Origin of the sequence: Lentzea guizhouensis (genome assembly GCF_001701025.1) — a bacterium.
Lineage (GTDB): Bacteria > Actinomycetota > Actinomycetes > Mycobacteriales > Pseudonocardiaceae > Lentzea > Lentzea guizhouensis.
The window spans coordinates 4,085,380-4,103,440 of sequence record NZ_CP016793.1 but is presented as its reverse complement, the minus strand read 5'-3'; the positions used below and the strand labels follow the sequence as shown (position 1 = coordinate 4,103,440).

Annotated in this window: 15 protein-coding genes; 6 read left to right on the top strand and 9 right to left on the bottom strand. The window is 69.5% G+C overall.

What is annotated here, in order from left to right; all coding sequences use genetic code 11:
- Positions 1-64: 64 nt before the first annotated feature.
- From BBK82_RS20495 to BBK82_RS20485, 3 genes are read right to left on the bottom strand one after another with little or no spacing between them, the layout of a single operon-like run.
- A complete protein-coding gene (locus BBK82_RS20495; RefSeq protein ID WP_065916445.1) occupies positions 65-2,272 on the bottom strand; it encodes an esterase-like activity of phytase family protein in 2,208 nt (735 codons plus the stop codon).
- Positions 2,273-2,328: 56 nt separating this feature from the next.
- The gene (locus BBK82_RS20490; protein WP_065916444.1) at positions 2,329-2,514 is read right to left on the bottom strand and encodes a hypothetical protein; all 186 of its coding nucleotides are present in this window, start codon (positions 2,512-2,514) and stop codon (positions 2,329-2,331) included.
- On the bottom strand, positions 2,511-2,993 hold the full coding sequence (locus BBK82_RS20485) for a MarR family winged helix-turn-helix transcriptional regulator (RefSeq protein ID WP_218920639.1): 483 nt from the start codon (positions 2,991-2,993) through the stop codon (positions 2,511-2,513). Before BBK82_RS20485 ends, BBK82_RS20490 begins: the two co-directional genes overlap by 4 nt.
- A 63-nt stretch (positions 2,994-3,056) precedes the next feature.
- Here BBK82_RS20485 and BBK82_RS20480 point away from each other — a divergent pair, with 63 nt between their 5' ends.
- Together BBK82_RS20480 and BBK82_RS20475 are read left to right on the top strand one after the other, a co-directional pair.
- A complete protein-coding gene (locus tag BBK82_RS20480; protein ID WP_065916442.1) occupies positions 3,057-4,517 on the top strand; it encodes an LLM class flavin-dependent oxidoreductase in 1,461 nt (486 codons plus the stop codon).
- 75 nt (positions 4,518-4,592) lie between these two features.
- The gene (locus BBK82_RS20475; protein ID WP_065916441.1) at positions 4,593-5,294 is read left to right on the top strand and encodes an SDR family oxidoreductase; all 702 of its coding nucleotides are present in this window, start codon (positions 4,593-4,595) and stop codon (positions 5,292-5,294) included.
- Here the strand turns inward: BBK82_RS20475 and BBK82_RS20470 are convergent.
- The 3 genes from BBK82_RS20470 to BBK82_RS20460 are packed head-to-tail and all read right to left on the bottom strand — an operon-like array spanning position 5,281 to position 7,884.
- Positions 5,281-5,838, bottom strand: a complete 558-nt coding sequence (locus BBK82_RS20470) for a TetR/AcrR family transcriptional regulator (protein WP_154697400.1) — start codon at positions 5,836-5,838, stop codon at positions 5,281-5,283. The two genes, BBK82_RS20475 and BBK82_RS20470, sit on opposite strands and share 14 nt — an antisense overlap.
- 22 nt (positions 5,839-5,860) lie before the next feature.
- A complete protein-coding gene (locus BBK82_RS20465) occupies positions 5,861-7,222 on the bottom strand; it encodes a sensor histidine kinase (protein WP_237048287.1) in 1,362 nt (453 codons plus the stop codon).
- Positions 7,219-7,884: a response regulator transcription factor gene (locus tag BBK82_RS20460; RefSeq protein ID WP_065916439.1), complete on the bottom strand. Its 666-nt coding sequence runs from the start codon at positions 7,882-7,884 to the stop codon at positions 7,219-7,221. Before BBK82_RS20460 ends, BBK82_RS20465 begins: the two co-directional genes overlap by 4 nt.
- Positions 7,885-8,037: 153 nt before the next feature.
- Between BBK82_RS20460 and BBK82_RS20455 the strand changes: the two genes are divergently transcribed.
- On the top strand, positions 8,038-9,282 hold the full coding sequence (locus BBK82_RS20455) for a glycosyltransferase (protein ID WP_065916438.1): 1,245 nt from the start codon (positions 8,038-8,040) through the stop codon (positions 9,280-9,282).
- Complete coding sequence (locus BBK82_RS20450; RefSeq protein ID WP_065916437.1) at positions 9,279-11,333, top strand: ArnT family glycosyltransferase; 2,055 nt, start codon at positions 9,279-9,281, stop codon at positions 11,331-11,333. The genes BBK82_RS20455 and BBK82_RS20450 overlap by 4 nt, the downstream gene beginning before the upstream one ends.
- Here the strand turns inward: BBK82_RS20450 and BBK82_RS50380 are convergent.
- Positions 11,288-11,434, bottom strand: a complete 147-nt coding sequence (locus BBK82_RS50380) for a hypothetical protein (protein ID WP_154697399.1) — start codon at positions 11,432-11,434, stop codon at positions 11,288-11,290. The two genes, BBK82_RS20450 and BBK82_RS50380, sit on opposite strands and share 46 nt — an antisense overlap.
- 229 nt (positions 11,435-11,663) lie before the next feature.
- Here BBK82_RS50380 and BBK82_RS20445 point away from each other — a divergent pair, with 229 nt between their 5' ends.
- On the top strand, positions 11,664-12,917 hold the full coding sequence (locus tag BBK82_RS20445) for a DUF2252 domain-containing protein (protein ID WP_237048406.1): 1,254 nt from the start codon (positions 11,664-11,666) through the stop codon (positions 12,915-12,917).
- Positions 12,918-13,304: 387 nt separating this feature from the next.
- Here BBK82_RS20445 and BBK82_RS20440 read toward each other — a convergent pair whose 3' ends face one another.
- Both BBK82_RS20440 and BBK82_RS20435 read right to left on the bottom strand, forming a co-directional pair.
- Positions 13,305-13,493, bottom strand: a complete 189-nt coding sequence (locus tag BBK82_RS20440) for a hypothetical protein (protein WP_154697398.1) — start codon at positions 13,491-13,493, stop codon at positions 13,305-13,307.
- 183 nt (positions 13,494-13,676) lie between these two features.
- The gene (locus BBK82_RS20435) at positions 13,677-16,649 is read right to left on the bottom strand and encodes an ATP-binding protein (protein WP_065916435.1); all 2,973 of its coding nucleotides are present in this window, start codon (positions 16,647-16,649) and stop codon (positions 13,677-13,679) included.
- A 233-nt stretch (positions 16,650-16,882) separates the two neighbouring features.
- Between BBK82_RS20435 and BBK82_RS20430 the strand changes: the two genes are divergently transcribed.
- The gene (locus tag BBK82_RS20430; RefSeq protein ID WP_154697397.1) at positions 16,883-18,001 is read left to right on the top strand and encodes a hypothetical protein; all 1,119 of its coding nucleotides are present in this window, start codon (positions 16,883-16,885) and stop codon (positions 17,999-18,001) included.
- Positions 18,002-18,061: the final 60 nt, after the last annotated feature.

Genomic DNA, 18,061 nt, shown 5'->3' with positions numbered 1-18,061 from the left:
CCGGTCATCCTGCCAGGCCGCGCTCCGGTCGTGCGCCGAGCACGACCGGAGCGCGGAACAGGACTCAGATGCGGCCGAGGCGCAGGAACACCGACTCGCCCGGCGCGTCGTCCACGCCGTCGTTGTCCACCACGCCGACCAGCCGCTGCACCGGCCACGACCCGACCACGGCCAGGCCCTCCGGCTTGTCGTGCACCGCGGCGCCATCGGCCGCGAGTGCCGGCAGCAGGTCGCGAGCCAGCGTCTTCGACACGACCGGCTTCACCACGCCCGCCGGCACCGGCGTCAGGCGGCTGATGTCGACGCGGTAGACCTTCTTCACACGAGCCGCGTCGCCGCGCTGGTTGTCGCGTTCCAGCACGAGCAGGGTGCGGTCGTTCAGCGCGGTGATCTCCGACAGGCCGATCCAGGCGCCGGCCTGCGGAACGTCGAGCGGGTACGCGGCGAACGCCCACGAGTCGGTCGCCGGGGTGTACCGGGCGAGGGTGGCCTGGCCCGGCTGGTCGGCCTTCCACTCGCGTTGGACGGCGAGCCAGACCTGCTCGGAACGGCCGCGGCCGACGACCGTCACGCCTTCGAAGCCGTTGCTGGTCGCAGCGGAAGCCACAGCGGCAGGCAGCGGGATCTCGCGGACCACGGCACCCGAGGCGGCGACTTCCACCAGCAGGTTCGGCGACTTCTTGCCGTCGCCCTCCACGGCCAGCCAGTAGCCGCCGCCGGGACGGGCGGCGATGCCCTCGCCGTCGTAGCCGGCACCGGCGCCGTTCTTGGTCAGCGTCAACTCACGGCGAACGCGGGCCGGGGCGGCCTGGGTGTCGATGGTCAGGATGCGGGTCGGGGTGTAGGCGGCGTCGGTCACGGCGACGACGTCGCGGGCGTTGCCGGGGATGCCGGAGAGGCCCGACAGGGCGCCGAAGCCGATGCCGTCGGAGGTGATCGAGGGCGTGCCCTGGTTGCGCTGCAACGACAAGGCCAGCGGGGTGCGGGTGAGGCGGTAGCCGGTCAGGGACGAGCGGATGCCGTCGGAGTCTTCCTCCGCGCTGACCACGAGGGTGCCGGTGGCGGGGATCGGCAGCAGGCCTTCTGGGGCGACGCCGGTCGGGAGGGCCTGGAGGAAGCGGGGCTTGCGGGGGTTGTTGACGTCGTAGACGGCGACGAGGTTGGCGCGTTCCAGGCCCACGAAGGCGTAGCGGTCGCGGCCGAAGGTGGCCACGGCGAGGCCTTCCGGTTCGACGCCCTTGTTGTCCGAGCGGCCGTCGGGGTACTGGCCCTGCTTGACGGCGGCCTGTTCCAGGGAGTTGCCGGAGGAGAACACGACCTGGCCGGAGGTGGCGTCGAAGATCGTCCACGTGCGGGAGCCGCCGGCGTAGTCGCCCTCGTCGGCGGTGGCGAGGGTGTGGTCGTCGAGCCAGGCGATGGCGTCGGGTTCGCGGGCGGCGGTGATGGTCTCGGTCGGCGCGATCTTGCCGTCGTCCTCGGTGTCGACGCCCGCGACGGTGGCGGTGCCGGCGGAGAAGTGGCGCAGGACCTGGCCGGAGCGCAGGTCGACGACCGCGATGTGGTTGTTCTCCTGCAACGTCACGGCCACCTGGTTGCGGCCGTTGATGCTCACGTACTCGGGCTCGGGGTCGGACGGGGCGACCTCGGCGAGGCCGGTCAGCGAGACCTCGCGCAGCTGCCACGAGTCCGGCTTGCCGACGAGGTCGACGATCTGCAGGTAACCGGCGGGGAGCTGCGGGATCTCGCCCTCGTTCACGTCCTCGTCGCGCTCGTTCTCGATCGCGATGGCGGCGTACCGGCCGTCCTTAGAGATGTCGATCGAGTCCGGCTGGCCGCCGAGCTCGTGCGTGGCCACGATCGTGCGCCGCGCCAGGTCGACGACGACGAGCAGGCCGGACGGCTCGGTGAACGACTTCGAGGTGTTGACCGCGACCAGCGCGAGGCCGCCGAGGATGTCGACCGACGTGGGTTCGCCGGGCATCGCCAGCACGCCGTCGGGGGTGATCTTGCGGCCCGGCCTGGCGAAACCGATCCGGCGCGCGGGCGAGTCGGTGTAGACGACCAGTTTGCCGTCCGCGGTGGCGGCGGCGATCTCAGCGGCGGTGTGCTCGGCCGCGGAGCTGTTGCGGAACACCGGCATCGTGTCGAAGCGCTGGAACCTCGCCGGTGCCGTCGCCGCGGCGGGCGCGGCCGTCACCAGCAACACGAAGGCCACCAGGCCTGTGCACAACCGGACCACGTGGTCCTCCTCGGAGAGCTCGGAGGCGCGCATTCTGAACGGCCAACGCGTCGCCGAGGTGAACGCCGGCTGATCTTCCGGAATCGGGACTACAGCAGACCGAAGCTCCGGAAGACCAGCAAACCGATGAACGCCACGATCACGAACACCCACGCGCCGCCCAGCCAGAGCCAGTAGCCGTGATGTCCTTCCCGCTGCCGGAACCACACCGCGGCCAGCCCACCGGCCACGGCGACCAGCAGCGCGATGGCGACGTACAGCACCTTCGCCGTCATGGCCTGCTCTCCGCGATGTCCTGCACGGCCTGGCACGCGCTCGGCACCGGGTCGAGCTCGTTGACGTGCCCGGCCAACCGGCAGAGCAGCGCCTTGAACGTCTCCCGGTCGCCCTCCGGCAGGCCCGACAGCACGTGCGCCTCGGCGTGGGAGAGCCGCAGGTCGAGCTCGGCCAGCCGGGTGCGCCCCACCTCCGTCGCCACCACCAGCCGGGTGCGCCGGTCGGCCGGCGCGGGCCGCCGGGTCACCAGCGAGGCGCGTTCGAGGTCGTCGAGCAGGTAGGTCATGACCGTGCGGTCGATTCCGAGCTGCTGGCACAGCGCGGACTGGCTCTCCGGCTGGTCACGGGTCGCGGCGGTGAGGATCTGGTAGCCGCGGTGGCCGCCGGGCAGGTCGCCGACCGCGGCGTTCGTGGCCTTGACGTACGCGCGGAAGACCACGCCGAGCGTCCAGCCGAAGTCTTCATCGAGTGCGGTCACCCGACCAATAGTAGCCCGAACAGAACGTCTTTACACAGAACATCTGCATGGCATACTTTCGGCATGACAGATTACGGCCACCCGCTCGAGTTCGGCGTGTTCCTGCCGCCCGCCGCGGAGCGGTTCAGCGACACGTTGCGGCTCGCGCAGGCCGCTGACGTGCTCGGACTCGACCTGGTCAGCCTCCAGGACCACCCGTACAACGCGACGCACCTCGACACGTGGACGTCCTTGTCGGTGCTCGCGGCGGCAACGAGCAACGTGCGCGTGTTCCCCAACGTCGCGAATCTCCCCCTCAGGCCACCGGCGGTCCTTGCGCGCGCTGCGGCGAGTCTGGACCTCATCACCGGCGGGCGCGTGGAGCTGGGACTCGGCGCCGGGGCGTTCTGGGACGCCATCGCGGCCATGGACGGCCCGCACCGCACACCACCGGAGTCCGTCGAGGCGCTCGACGAGGCCATCGACGTGATCAGGGCACTGTGGACACCTGGGCGCGGCCTTCGCCTGCACGGCAAGCACTACTCGCTCAACGGCGCGCGCCCCGGCCCGTTCCCCGCGCACGACATCGGCATCTGGCTCGGCGCCTACAAGAAGCGGATGCTGCAGCTGACCGGCCGGAAAGCCGACGGGTGGCTGCCGTCGAGCCCGTACGCGCCGCCGGAGCAGCTCGGCGCCATGAACCGGATCATCGACGACGCCGCGCACGAGGCGGGCCGCTCCCCCAGCGCCATCCGGCGGCTCTACAACATCACCGCCGACCTCACCGCCGAGCAGCTCGCCGACCTGGCGCTCACGCACGGCATCAGCGGCTTCATCCTCATGGTCGACAACGACGACGAGCTCAAGCGGTTCGCCGAGGAGGTCGTTCCGGCCGTGCGCGAGCTCGTGACCGCCGAACACCAGCCACGCCACCAGGTTCCGAGCAGCCTGGGCGTGACCCCGACGCCGGACGACGGCACGCAGCTGTCCGCGGAACGACTGTGGGACGAGTCCGCGCGCCCGACCGGTCCCGCGCCGGCCGCCGACGCCGTCTACTCGCGGTCCGGCACGGCGCTGAGCCGGCAGCTGATCGACGTGCACGACCACCTGCGGCAGGAGCTGACCAAGATCCGCTCACTGGTGCAGCAGGTCGCGAACGGCACGCTCGGCGTCGGCGCCGCCCGCAGCGAGATCAACACGATGACCATGCGCCAGAACAACTGGGCGATGGGCGCGTACTGCGAGAGCTACTGCCGTCTGGTCACCATCCACCACACGCACGAAGACCGTTCGTTGTACCCGCAGCTGCGCAAGGGCGATGAACGCCTTGGGCCCGTGCTCGACCGTCTCAGCGAAGAACACCGTGTTATCCACGACGTGCTTGAACGCGTGGACGCCGCATTGGTGGCCACGGTCGCCGACCCGCTCAAGATCGTCGACCTCCAAGCCGCGGTCGACGTGCTCACGGACACCCTGCTGTCACACCTTTCCTACGAGGAACGCGAACTCGTCGAACCCCTGGCACGCATCCCGTACCGCTACTGACGCACGAGCTTGTGATACCTTCAGGTCTCACGAGACCTTGAGGTCTCATAAGCCTGCCTCATGAAGGGTACGACCATGCAGATCGAGGGATCCGTCGCGTTGGTGACCGGGGCGAACCGCGGCATCGGCCACGCGATCGCGTTGGCACTGCTGGAGAACGGCGCCACCAAGGTGTACGCGGCCGTCCGCAGGCCCGAGACGGTCACCGACCCGCGGCTCACCCCGGTCAAGCTCGACGTCACCAACCCCGACGACATCGCCAAGGCCGCCGAGCTCGCACAGGACGTGACGATCGTGGTCAACAACGCCGGCATGAGCGGCGTTGAGGCACAGCTGCTCAACGGGCCGCTGAGCGTCGCGCGGGAAGTCATGGAAACCAACGTGTTCGGGCCGTGGGAGGTAGCGCGCGCGTTCGCTCCGACGCTCTCCCGCAACGGCGGCGGCGCGCTCGTCAACGTGCTGTCAGTGGCCTCGTGGTGGACGTCGGGGACCATGCCCGGTTACGCCGCGTCGAAGGCGGCGGCGTGGTCGTTGACGAACGCGCTCCGCGTCGGCCTGCCGCAGACCCTGGTCGTCGGCGTGCACTCCGGCTTCGTGGACACGGAGTTCAGCGCGGCGGTCACCGCACCGAAGATCACCGCGGAGGACCTCGCCGCGCAGACGGTCAAGGCGTTGCTGGAGGACCGCACCGAGGTGCTCGCCGACCGGTTCACCACGGACACGCGGGCGGCGTTGTCCGGCGCCATCGAGGACGTGCTGGCGGTCAGGCCGTATTGAGCAGCATCTCCACGATGCGGCGTGCATCGTGCACGGGCCGTGCGTTGCCGTAGACGATCGCGTGCACGACAGCCGCGTCGACCTGCATGGCGATCATGCGTCCAGTCGTCTCAGGATCGGCATGACCCATCTCGGCCAACGCGTCCGTGAAGGCCTTCACGACGTTGTTCTTGTACGTAACGGCCAACGGCGCCGCCGGATGCGATGCGTCCGCGGCCTCCAGGCGTGTGGTGACGTACACACACGCTTTGATGGTGCCGTTGTCGGCAACGCGCGCAAGGCGGTCGAACACGTCGAGGATGCGCTGCCTGGGGTCGGGGGCGTCCCACGGGCCCAGCAGCAACGCGAGCTGCTGGGGCAGGTAGTCCTTCAACGCCTCGGCCACCAGGTCGTCCTTGCCGTCGAAGTGCCGGTAGAGCGACATCTTGCCCGCGCCGGCCCGTTCGGCGATCGCGGCGGGAGCGGCGGCCCGCAGACCGCCCTCGCGGATCAGCTCGACCGTCGCGTCCATGACGCGCTGCTTCGCGTCCCGTGTCCCAGCCACGGCCCTACGATACCCGCAGGTCTCACGCACCACCGGGGCACCGCGGCGGCAGCTCGACGCGCACCGAGGCGCCACGTCCGCCGGGCACGAACCGGACCGATCCGCCGTGCCCGGCGACGATGTCCGCCACGATCGCCAGCCCCAGGCCGGAACCGGGCAGGCCCCGCGCGCCAGGAGCGCGCCAGAACCGTTCGAAGGCCGCTTTCCGGTGCTCCACGGGCAGTCCGGGCCCCTCGTCGGTGACGGTGAGCCAGCCCGGCCGCGACCGCACGGTGATGATCGACCCGGCCGGTCCGAACTTCACCGCGTTGTCCAGCAGGTTCAGCACGCTGCGTTCCAACGCGCCGGCGTCGCCGAGCACCGACCACTCGGCGCGTTCGACGTCGAAGACGTGGTCGTGGGCCCGGCTGCGGGCGCGCCGCACCGCTCGGTCGACGACCGCGGCCACCTCGACGGGCTCGCGGGCCAGCTCGCGGTCGTCGCGCGCGAGCACGACGAGCTCGTTGACCAGGTCGCCGAACTCCCGGCTCTGGGCCTGCACCCGGTCCAGGACCTCACCGCGGTCCGGCAGCTCGCGACCGGTGTGCTCGGCGCGCACCAGCAGGTCGATGTTGGTGCGCAGGCTGGTCAACGGCGTGCGCAGCTCGTGCGCGGCGTCGTTGACCAGGTCGCGCTGGCGGCGGCGGGACTCGGCCAGCGCGGCGGTCATCGCGGTGAACGCCCGGCCGAGCCGCCCCACGTCGTCCTGACCCGACACGGTGACCGGCGTCGTCAGGTCCTCGGTGCGGGCTATGTGCTCGGCCGTTTCCGTAAGGCGTTCCATCGGTGCGAGCGCGCGCCTCGTGAGCCACAGGCCACCTGCGGCGACCAGCAACGCCCCCAGCAGGGAGACGCTCACGAGCACACCGGCGAGCGTGGCGAGGGTGCCGTCGACCTCGGCGAGGCTGCGGCTGAGCACCAGCACGTTGCCGTTGTCCAGCGGCTGCAGCAGCACCCGTGCCGAGGCTCCTGAGCTGGTCACGCCGTCGCGGAACGTCGTGGTCGGCGTCTGCAGGTCGGCGGTGGTGGTGACGACCGGGTCGACGCCGGGTGGCGCGCAGCTGGTGCCGTCCGGCCGGAGCTCCTGGATGCCCTGGAGCACCTGCTGCAGCCCCTGACCAGGCACGCCTTCGTCGCAGCGCAGCTTGAACACACGGATCTCGCCGGGATGCGGCGGCAGGCGCACCGGCGGCGGCAGGCTCGCCATCAGCGACTTGTCGAGCTGCGAACGGAGGTTGTGCTCGGTGACCAGCCACGTGACGACGCTGATGCCCGCGATCGCGACAGCGACCACGCACGCGGTGATGACCGCGAGCTTGCTGCGCAGCAGCACGGGCCCCTTCACGACGTCTCGCGGAGGATGAAACCCATGCCGCGCACGGTGTGCAGCAGCCGGGGGCGACCACCGGCCTCGGTCTTGCGGCGCAGGTAGCCGATGTACACGTCGAGGTTGTTGGTGCCGTGGTCGTGGCCCCACACGGCGTGCTTGAGGTGCTGCTTGGTGAGCAACCGGCCGGGATGGGCGAGGAACACCTCGAGCAGGTCGAACTCGGTCGGCGTCAGGTCGAGCCTGCCGCCGCCGCGGCAGACCGCGCGTTCGACGGGGTCCATCCGCAGATCGGCGAACTGCAGCGGCGACGGCGCGGCTCGGCGGCGGTTCTGCTTGAGCAACGCGCGCACGCGGGCCAGCAGCTCCTCCAGCGCGAACGGCTTGACGAGGTAGTCGTCGGCACCGGCGTCCAGGCCGGTCACCCTGTCCCCCAACGCATCGCGCGCCGTGAGCATCAGCACCGGCAACCGCTCGCCGGCCGCGCGCAACCGGCGGCAGGCCTCCGACCCGTCCAGCACCGGCATCATCAGGTCGAGGATCGCGAGGTCCACACCGGTGAGCCGGCGCAACGCCTCCGCGCCGTCCGCGGCGGTGGTGACCTCGTAGCCCTCGAACTCCAGGCTGCGCCGCAGGCTGTCCCGCACGTCCGGGTCGTCGTCCACCACCAGCAGTCGCATGACAGCGACGGTAGGGCCGGAGTCTGTGAGCCCGCTGTGTGAGCACGCGGGCTCTCACGAATCTCTCAGCAGAAGCCAAGGACGTTCTCACGACCGCACCGGAAACCTGGACCGCGGAACGACGCAAAGTGTCCACTGTGGAACGGAGAGCAGATGGCGGTCAGCCCAGCGCCAGCCCCGGTGCGGCGCCGTGACGGGAGAACCACGACGGCCGTGGACGTCATGATCCCCGTCCACAACGAGGAACGCGCGCTGCCGGGGTGCGTCGAGGTGCTGCACGCGTTCCTGCGCGAGCAGTTCCCGTTCGACTGGTCGATCGTGGTCGTCGACAACGCGAGCACCGACGCGACCCTGGCCACCGCGCACGACCTGGCCCAGCGGTACGACCGGGTGCGCGTGCACCACCTCGACCGCAAGGGCCGCGGGCTCGCGCTGAAGGAGTCGTGGGGCGCCAGCGAGGCGGACGTGGTCGTGTACATGGACGTCGACCTCTCCACCGGGCTGGACGGCCTGCTGCCGCTGGTCGCGCCGCTGGTCAACGGTCACTCCGACCTCGCGATCGGCTCCCGGCTGGCGCCAGGTTCGCGGACCGTGCGCGGACCACGCCGCGAGCTCGTGTCGCGCGCCTACAACGCGTTGATCCGGCTCACGCACGGCGCTCGGTTCAGCGATGCCCAGTGCGGTTTCAAGGCAGCCCGGCTGGAGGTGGTCCGGCCGTTGCTCGAACGGGCGGGCGACGACGCGTGGTTCTTCAACACCGAACTGCTGCTCCTGGCCGAGCACAACGGCTTGCGGGTGCACGAGGTGCCGGTCGACTGGGTCGAGGACGTGGACAGCCGGGTCGACGTCCTCGGCACCGCGCTCGACGACGTGTTGGGGCTGGTCCGGGTGGCGAAGGCCAAGGCGAACGGCACCGCGCGCGTGCCGGACCTGCCGCGGCGCCCGGAGCCGCGGGCGATCCACCCCGACGCGGTGCTGAGCCGCAGCGAGGGCGGGCTGTCCTGGCAGGTGCTGTCGTTCGCGGTGATCGGTGTCGTGTCGACGCTCGCGAACTTGGCGCTGTACGGCGTCTTCCGCACGTGGTGGCCGGTGCTGACGGCGAACCTGCTGGCGCTCGTGATCACCACCCTGTTCAACACGGAGGCCAACCGGCGCTTCACCTTCACGGCCCGCAACACCGCCCGCGGCAAGACCCATCTGCAGGGGTTCGTGGTGTTCGGCCTCTACTACGCGTTCACCTCGGCCGCTTTGCTCGTGTTGCACGCGGCCGAACCAGACCCGTCCCGCCTGCTGGAGCTGGCGGTGCTGCTCGGCTCGTCGGCGTTCGGCACGGCGGGACGTTTCTTCCTGTTGCGGAGCTGGGTGTTCCGCCGGGACGACCGAAAGGAACCAGCATGACCGCCGCTGTCGAGGTGGCCGCACCCGTTGCCACGCCTGCCGAAACCCGACCGGCGCGGTGGCCGGCCTGGGCGCTCGCGGCGATCTGCGTGGCCGCCGGTGCGCTGTACGTGTGGCAGATCGGCGCGGGCCAGGTGGGCAACTCCTACTACGCGGCCGCCGCGAAGTCGATGTCGACGTCGTTCACGAACTTCCTGTTCGGGTCGTTCGACCCGGCCGGGGTGGTGACGGTCGACAAGCCGCCGATGGCGTTGTGGCCGCAGGCGGTCTCCGTGTGGCTCTTCGGGTTCCACGGCTGGGCGGTGCTGCTGCCGCAGGTCGTCGAGGGCGTCGCGGCGGTGTTCCTGCTGCACCGCACGGTCCGGCGGTGGGCGGACGAGAAGGTGGCGCTGCTCGCGGCGTTGATCTTCACGCTGACCCCGATCACGGTGGCGATCAACCGGGACAACAACCCGGACACGTTGCTGGTGCTGATGCTGGTCGCGGCGGCTTACGCGTTCACGCGGTCGGTGCAGGCCGCCGAGAGCCGGGTGCGGACGAAGTGGTTGCTGTGGTGCGCCTTCTTCATCGGCTGCGGGTTCCTGACGAAGATGCTGCAGGCGTGGATCGTGGTGCCGGGCTTCGCGCTGGCTTACCTTGTGGCGTCGAACTCGCCGTTGAAGCGGCGGATCGCTGACCTGGCCGCGGCTGCTGGGGTGCTGGTCGTGTCGTCGTTCTGGTGGGTGGCGCTGCACGCGTTCTGGCCCGGCTCGAAGCCGTACATCGGCGGGTCGGCCGACGGTGGCGCGTGGGATCTGATCATCGGCTACAACGGCCTGGGCCGGGTGTTCGGCGGCAGCGGCAACCGGGGCGGTGGCGGTGAGCGGATGATCGGTCAGCCGCCGGCGGGCATGGAGGTCTCCGGGCCCGGTGGCGGGGCGATGTTCGGTGGTCAGGCCGGTGCGACGCGGATGTTCGACAGCGCGGTCGGCGGGCAGATCTCGTGGTTGCTGCCGTTGTCGCTGCTGGTGCTCGTCGTGATGACCGCGGGTGGCGTGTTGCGCCGGCGGGCGAAGGTCCCCGGTGACGCGGCCGAGCGCGCGGGCTGGTTCATGTGGGGCAGCTGGCTGTTGGTGACGATGGTGGTGTTCAGCTTCGCGCAGGGCATCTTCCACCCGTACTACACGACGATGCTCGCGCCGGCCGTGGCCGCGATCAGCGCCGCCGGCCTGGTGATGTTCTGGCGGGCCAGGAGCTTCGTGCGGTTCCTGCTGCCGGTGTCGGTCGCTGTGACGGCGGCGTGGGCGTTCCTGGTGGTCTCGCGGGACACGTCGTGGCACGGGTGGGCGCGCTGGGCGGTTGTCGTGGTGGCCGCGGTGGCGGTCGTCGTGCTGCTGCTGGGGCTGCGCCGGGCCGGACTGGTCGCCGCGGTGGTGGCGGTGCTGCTGGTGCCCGCCGTGTGGTCGACCGCGACGGCGGCGACGGCGAGCGGCAACGGGGTGATGCCGGCGGCCGGTCCGGCTGATGGTGGTGGCGGGATGTTCTTCCGCGACGGGCAGGCGCCGGGCCGGACACCGGGCCAGACGCCTCCGAACGGCCGGCAGGCACCGGACGGGCAGCAAGCACCTGATGGGACCCAGCAGGCGCCGAACGGCCGGGCGAACCGCGGCCAGCAGATGGGCGGTCCCGGGTTCGGCGGCCGTGAGCTCACCGACGAACAGCGCAAGATCCTCGACTACGCCAAGAAGAACAGCGGCGGCGCCGGGATCACCCTCGCCGTCGCGGGCTCCGCGCAGATGGCGTCGCCGTTCATCATGGGCTCCGACGAGGTCGTCATCGGCATGGGCGGGTTCTCCGGTTCGGACAACGCCCCGTCAGTCGGTCAGCTGCAGGCGTGGGTGAGCGAGGGCGAGCTGAAGTTCGTGCTCGGCAACGCCGGCGGCACGGGCATGCGCGGTCCCGGCGGCACGGACAACGGCCGCCAGGAGTGGATCACGCAACACTGCACCGCCGTCGACCCGGCGCTCTACGACGGCAGCTCCACGCAGACGTTGCTGGAGTGCAAGGCGTAACCCGGCTCCTCGTCCCGCTCGGCCTCGTCCCAGCCGTTCCCGGCGACGAGGCCGAGCGCGTGCCGGACCTGTTCCTCGCTGGCGCCGAACATGAAGCACATGCCCGCGACGCTAGGCACGCGCCGGCCGGGTTGCTTCTCGATTCCTGCCCGGTTCGTCCGGAACCAGGTCAACGCGGGTCGAACCGGCGGCGAAATTTGCACGCGCACCGTGCGCTCGCGGCACCGGCGTGGTGGGCTTTGCGTCCTGTCGTCAGGAGAGAGGGGTGCCGCCGTGACCGATCGTGGCGACCGCATTGTGAGCGTGCTCGAAGAGGCGTTCACCGACCTGATGACCGCCGACCCGGCCGCGTTCCGGCACAAGTTCCGCAAGATGGCCGCGGAGCCGTTCGCGTTCTACCGCGGCAGCGCCTGCCTGTTCTACAGCGACATGGCGGAGCTCCCGGACGAGTGGGCCGACGACCGCACCGGCCGCATCTGGATCCAGGGCGACCTGCACGCGCAGAACTTCGGCACCTACATGGACTCCGAGGGCACGCTGGTCTTCGACGTCAACGACTTCGACGAGGCCTACCTGGGCTCGTTCACCTGGGACCTGCGCCGCTTCGCCGCGTCGATGGCCCTGCTCGGCTGGCGCAAGGCACTGCCCGACAGCGTGATCACCGACCTCATCCGCACCTACGTCACCTCCTACGTCGCCCAGGTCCACCACTTCGTCGAGAAACCCGACGACGAGCTCTTCAGCCTCCGCCTCGACAACACCAAGGGCGCCCTGCACCGCGTCCTGCAGCACGCCCGCCTCGCCACCCGCATCGACCTGCTGCGCGAGAAGACCACGATCCGCGACTACGAACGGGTGTTCCGCCGCGACCGCGAAGGCACCCACGAGCTCTCCGACGAGGTCCGCGCCGCCGTCGAGGAGGCCTACGCGTCCTATCTGGACACCATCCCGCACGGCAAACGCGCCAGCAGCCGCACCTACACCGTCAAGGACGTGGTCGGCCGCAGCGGCTTCGGCATCGGCTCGGCCGGCCTGCACGCCTACAACATCCTCGTCGAGGGCCGCACCCAAGCCCTGGAGAACGACGTCGTCCTCTCCATGAAGCAGGCCAACGTCGCCGCCCCGAGCCGCATCGTCCCCGACGAACGCATCCGCGAGTACTTCACCGACCACGGCCACCGCACCGCCGTCTCCCAGCGCGCCCTCCAGGCCCACGCCGACCCGTGGCTCGGCCACACCGAGATCAACGGCGTCGGCTACGTCGTCTCCGAGCTCTCCCCCTACGAGGCCGACCTCGACTGGTCCGACCTCACCGAACCGGCCGACATGCTCCCCGTCCTCGACTACCTGGGCCGCGCCACCGCCAAGATGCACTGCGTGGCCGACGAGGACTCCGCGCAGACCCTCGTGGACTTCCAGTGCGAGGAGGCCATCGCGGCGGCGATCGGGTCGCGCGAGGAGGAGTTCGCGGAGTCGATCGTGACGTTCGCGCTGGACTACGCGGGGCAGACGCGGGAGGACCACCGGTTGTTCGTGGACGCGTTCCGGGAGGGCAGGATCAAGGGAGTGGGCTCGACGGCCTGACCCGTCCGGCGGTACGTTTGCGGCCATTCGACCGACAGGATCTGCCGATGATCTGAAGGCAGCCGGCCAGGCCGCGTTCACGCAGCCAAAGCGGTCCAAGATCAAGAACGGCCTGTTGTCACCCGGCGCGGACGACGTGCGGCGGCTGGCCCCCGGTACGAGATGGATTTAACGTCGACCGGGCACGTGCCGGAGGCGCCGCCACCGGACTCAGGCGCTGAGCGAGTACAGGCCGAGGGCGTTCCGCGACTCAGGTGAGCGAGCTCTGCTACGTGCTGTCCTGCATCGATCGACTCAGGTCTGCTGGTCAGGCGGACGCGGCGACGCCCGCCTGACCAACACCTAAATCCGAATCATCTTCAACAAGTCGAGGAATTTCGACTCGACTCAGTTCAGCAGTCCGTTCTTCGGAGACTTGCCATCCACCCAATGCCGAGACTGCGTCTCGATCGGCGTGGCGGACCACTTCGAGCAGTGCAGTTCGACCGGCGCGGCAGAGACTTCCGAAGCAGCGGCCATCGCGGAAACACCGGTGAGTGCAGCTGCACCGAACACGGACATCGCGAGCACCTTCATGAAGGCGTTGATCTTGCTCTCCCTCAATCACAGGCGGGGACGTGCCGGGGAGAATTCCACTCGGCGGGTAAAGACTACGCAGAGGCTTGGATCTTCTGCAAACCCGCCCAGAAATCAGGGGAACGAGTGACACTCGATCGGACCTGGAGTAGCGAGAAGATACTCGCGGCGGAGGCGGTTCGCCTACTGGCGAACCGCCGAGCCGTGCTCTCGATGCGCTGCCGACTGGTCAGTGCGGGCCTCCGGCAGGCCGCGCTCAGCCTGGAGGTCCGCCAACTCAACGGCGATTTGCTCGCAGCGCATCGGATCGACGCAGAGGGCTATTGCGCGCTCGAACGCCTCGACAGCCCCCTCACGCTGATCGGCCCCACTCAAAATGCGACCGAGCACCCGAAGCGCTGTCACCTCACTGAGGGGTGATGCCCCGGCCTGCCCACAAAGGCGAATAGCCTGACGGGCGTACCGTTTAGCTTTCAACAAATTACCGTCGACGAGCTCGATCTCACTGAGCAAAGCGCACACCTCGCCCGCCTTGCCAACGGCGTGCATGCGTGCGTGCTTCCACAGGGAAGCTTCAGCGTATGAGCGCGCTTCCACAATTCGTTCACCAGCGAAACTCAGTGCGCCGAGCAGCTGTAGAATCGTGGCTTCCGCCGATTCGCTGTGCCGCGATTCCGCCAGCGCCAACGCCTGGTTGTAGTACAGCGCGGCCCGCTGGTAGTCAAAGGCTTCTTTGTACGCCTCCCCGGCCCGGTACAGGAAGACCTGCTCCATGCCGCGACCCGCTTCTCCCAGCCGCCGGACGAGGGCGAGAGCTCTCTCATGGGAGTCGATTCCAAGCGCTGTGTTGCCCGTGGCCACCAGGATGCGCGCGCCGGTGTGCAGACAGGTCGCGATCCCCGAGGTCTGATCGCCGTCCGCGCGCACGTAGCCCAGGTGCGCGAGGTGGACGAAGTGCTCGGCAAGGCCGTATTCCTGGCGGTGCAGGTAAGTGTGTCCGATCTGCTGCATCAGGTCGGCCGCGGCCACCTCGGCCTGCTCCCCGAGCGACTGAGCCGCCGACAACCCGGCGTGCAGAACGGTGAGGACCTCGGCCGTGCGACCGCGCTGCAACCAGATCTGCCCGACCAGTTGGGGAATCTGCACGGCGTACTCGAAATGACCGGCACTGACGGCGAACCGCACCAACGAGACGAGGTTGGACATCTCGGCCGTGCACCAACGCTGCGCCGCGGCCGCATTCTCGAACTCCAGCGCCCCAACGTCTTCACTTGCGTCGACGGTCGACACCCTGACCATTGTGGACATCACGCGGACGTCTGCGTTCTCCGCCGTCCTCAGGTAGAAGTCGAGCATGCGGCGCTCGAACAGCCGGCGCTCCTCGGCCTCTTCCAACAGGCTCGCCGAGAACTGCCGCAAGATGTCGTGCAACCGGAACCGGTCGAGCTCCCCCGCCTGCTCCAGCAGATGAGCTTCGGCCAATGCATCCAGTGCGGCATGGACTTTCCATGCCGGCATCGCCGTCATCGCCGCCGCCACACCCACCGTGACGTTCGGCCCCGGATGCGCGCCGATCGCGCGGAACAGCAGGCGGGCATCCGGGTCCAAGGCACGCAAGGACTGCTTGAACACCGCACGGGGACCGTGCGAGGCTCCGATGTCGAGCACGCCTCGCTCGCGGAAGTGCTCCACGAACGCGCTGAGCCGCACCGCCGGCCGGGTGGCGATGTGGTTCGCCAGCACCTTCAGCGCGAGCGGAAGGCCGTGGCAGACCTGAACCAGCTCGACCAACTCCGGCTGCCCGCGACCACGCTCGCCGATGCGGTCCACGAGCAGGGCCGCGGCCTCGTCGGTGTCGAGCGGATCGATCACGATCCGCTGCGGCGCGAGCCGAGCCGCGACACCGGACAAGCGCCTGCGGCTCGTCACGATGATCACACAGGTCGGGAAGAGCGGCAGAAGAGACTTCACGTGGTCGGAGTCAGCCGCGTTGTCCAACACCACCAGCAGTCTGCGGCCAGCTACCACGGACTGGAGCTTGGCGAGCCGGTGGTCGGGGTTCGCGATCCGGTCGGGCGGCACGCCGAGGCCTTGCAAGAAGCGGTCGACTGCCGAGGACATCTCCACGTTCGCGCTGTCGGAGAACCCCTGGAGGTCGAGGAACAGCACGCCGTCGGGGAACATCGCGCGACGGGTGTGCGCCCAGTGGACGACCAGTGCGGTCTTGCCCGCACCTCCCGCACCGCTCACGAGGATGATGCCGGGCTGCGCGGTCATCGTGTCCAAGGCTGCAAGGGTGTGCGCATGTCCGACGAACGTCGGAACGTCCAGGGGGAGCTGTTGAGGGACCAGCACTCCCGCAGTGCCGGTCAGCGGTTCGGTGCGTGCGACGCCGTGGGCTTTGAGGCCTTCGTGGAACTCGCGCAGGTCGCGGGCCGCATCGTCGTTGAACGCCGCCTTGAACGACTGGTAGGTGCTCAGGTAGAGCTGGGTCGCCTCGTCCGTGCGGGACAGCGAGTACAGCGCTTCTAGGCGCCGCTTCAGCAGTGTCGGGTGGGCGAGGTAGTCGGGTGCGAGCTCGTCGAGCTCCTCGAGAACGCGCGGGTACTCGCCGAGCACGAGGTACTCGGTGCACAGCAGTTCGTATGCGGGCACCTGCACGTTCTGCTCGGCCTGGGCGCGCCAGGCGTCGGCGCGTTCGGATTTGAGGTCCTCGAGTGGACGTTGGTTGCGCCAGATGGCGAATGCGCCGCGAATCGCGTCCAAAGCCTGTTGATGATCGCCGCGCCGGGCGAGATCACGCGCGCGATCGACGTGATCACGGTACTGGAAGTAGTCGACCGCACTGCGGTCCACCTCGATGCGAAAGGCTCCACTGGCGACCGTCAATTCCACCCGGTTCTGCATCGATTCGAGGGCGCGGCGAATTCTGGACGAATACGAGTACAGCGTCTGAACCGGGTTGTTCGGCAAGTCGTCGTCGTCACCCCACACCCAGTCGACGAGCTCCGCCGCAGGTACCGGCTGTCCCGGACGGGTCAGGAGCACAGCCAGCATGGCGCGCGGCTTCAGCGGTCCCCATTGCCTCTCGACCGCGTCCCCGACCCGTATCCCCGTTTGTCCCAGAATCGTGAATCGCGCATCCACCAGCGCCACCCCTCGCGTCCCCGCACAAAGTGTCCTCCGCATCCACCGGCAATGCAACGCACACGTGCGGCCTAACGTGACAGTTACGTGACAGTCCATTGACATGAGCGTGTGAATAGCACTGCGAAAACCTCGGACCACCTTGATCAGCTCGCGCTTGAACTGCACGAACGGTTTCTGACAGCTCGATGAAGACATGGGCCGGGACGGTCGGTTCACCACTTCGACCGATGGAGGCCGAGATGAACTGGTTCACGACCCCGCTCGGTGCGGGCGGCGCGCACCGGGTCACGATTCCCGGATGCCGCAAGGTGCTGGTGATCGTCCCCAGCGTGGTGGCCGGCACGCGGTTGCTCGACCTGCTGCCGTTGCTGGACGCCGACTTCCGCCTGCAGGTCTACTTCACGCTGCCGGAACCGTGTGGTGCCACCGCCGCGTTCGTCACCGCGGCCGGCGGACTGGTGATCCCGTGGGAACTGGCTCTGCAGCACGAGTTCGACCTCGTCCTCGCGGCGAGCTACCGGTTCGTCGACCGCGCGCCGGGTCCCGTTCTCGTGCTCCCGCACGGCGCGAGCGCGATGAAGTCACGGCGCACCGTCCGCCACACCGCGGAGCCGGTGCACGGGCTCGATCGACAGCTGCTCATGCGCGACGGCAAGGTGCACGCGGCGGCGATCGTGCTGTCGCACGACCGGGAGCTCGACGTGCTCGCCGAGTCCTGCCCGGAAGCGGTGGACAGGGCCGTGGTGGCGGGCGATCTCTGTCTCGACCGGATGCGCGCGAGCCTGCCGTTCCGCGAGCACTACCGCCGTGCGCTGGGCGTCGAGCCGGACGAGATGCTGGTGACGATCAGCTCGACCTGGACGCCGGAGTCGACGTTCGCCCGCCGTCCCGAGCTGTACCGGGAACTGCCGCGCCAGGCTCGGGTCGCGGCGGTGTTGCACCCCAACATCGCCGCGGCGCACGGCACCCGGCAGGTGCACGCCTGGCTGGCCGGCTGCGACGTGATCGTCATCCCGCCCGAGGAAGGCTGGCGGGCAACGATCATCGCGAGCGACGTCGTCATCGGCGACCACGGCTCGACGACGCAGTACGCGGCCGCGATCGGCCGGCGGGTGCTGCTCGCGACCTGTCCCGAGGTCCGCGAGGGCAGCCTCGCGGACGTGCTGAGAGACCGAGTCCCGAGGTACGACGACGATCTCGGCCAGGCCGTGCGAGTGCCCGGTTTCGCGGAGCTCGTCAGCTCGCGTCTCGACCGCGCGAAGGAGATCCTGCGCGCGAAGATGTACGAGCTGATCGGCGTCGGCGAACCCGCCCACGCCGCCCCGGTCGCACCGGTGCCGGTGAGCCGTGTTCGTTGACGAGGGCGTGCACAGGGAAAGCGGTGTGCTGCTGGTCCGCACCGACCGAGCGGCACGGAG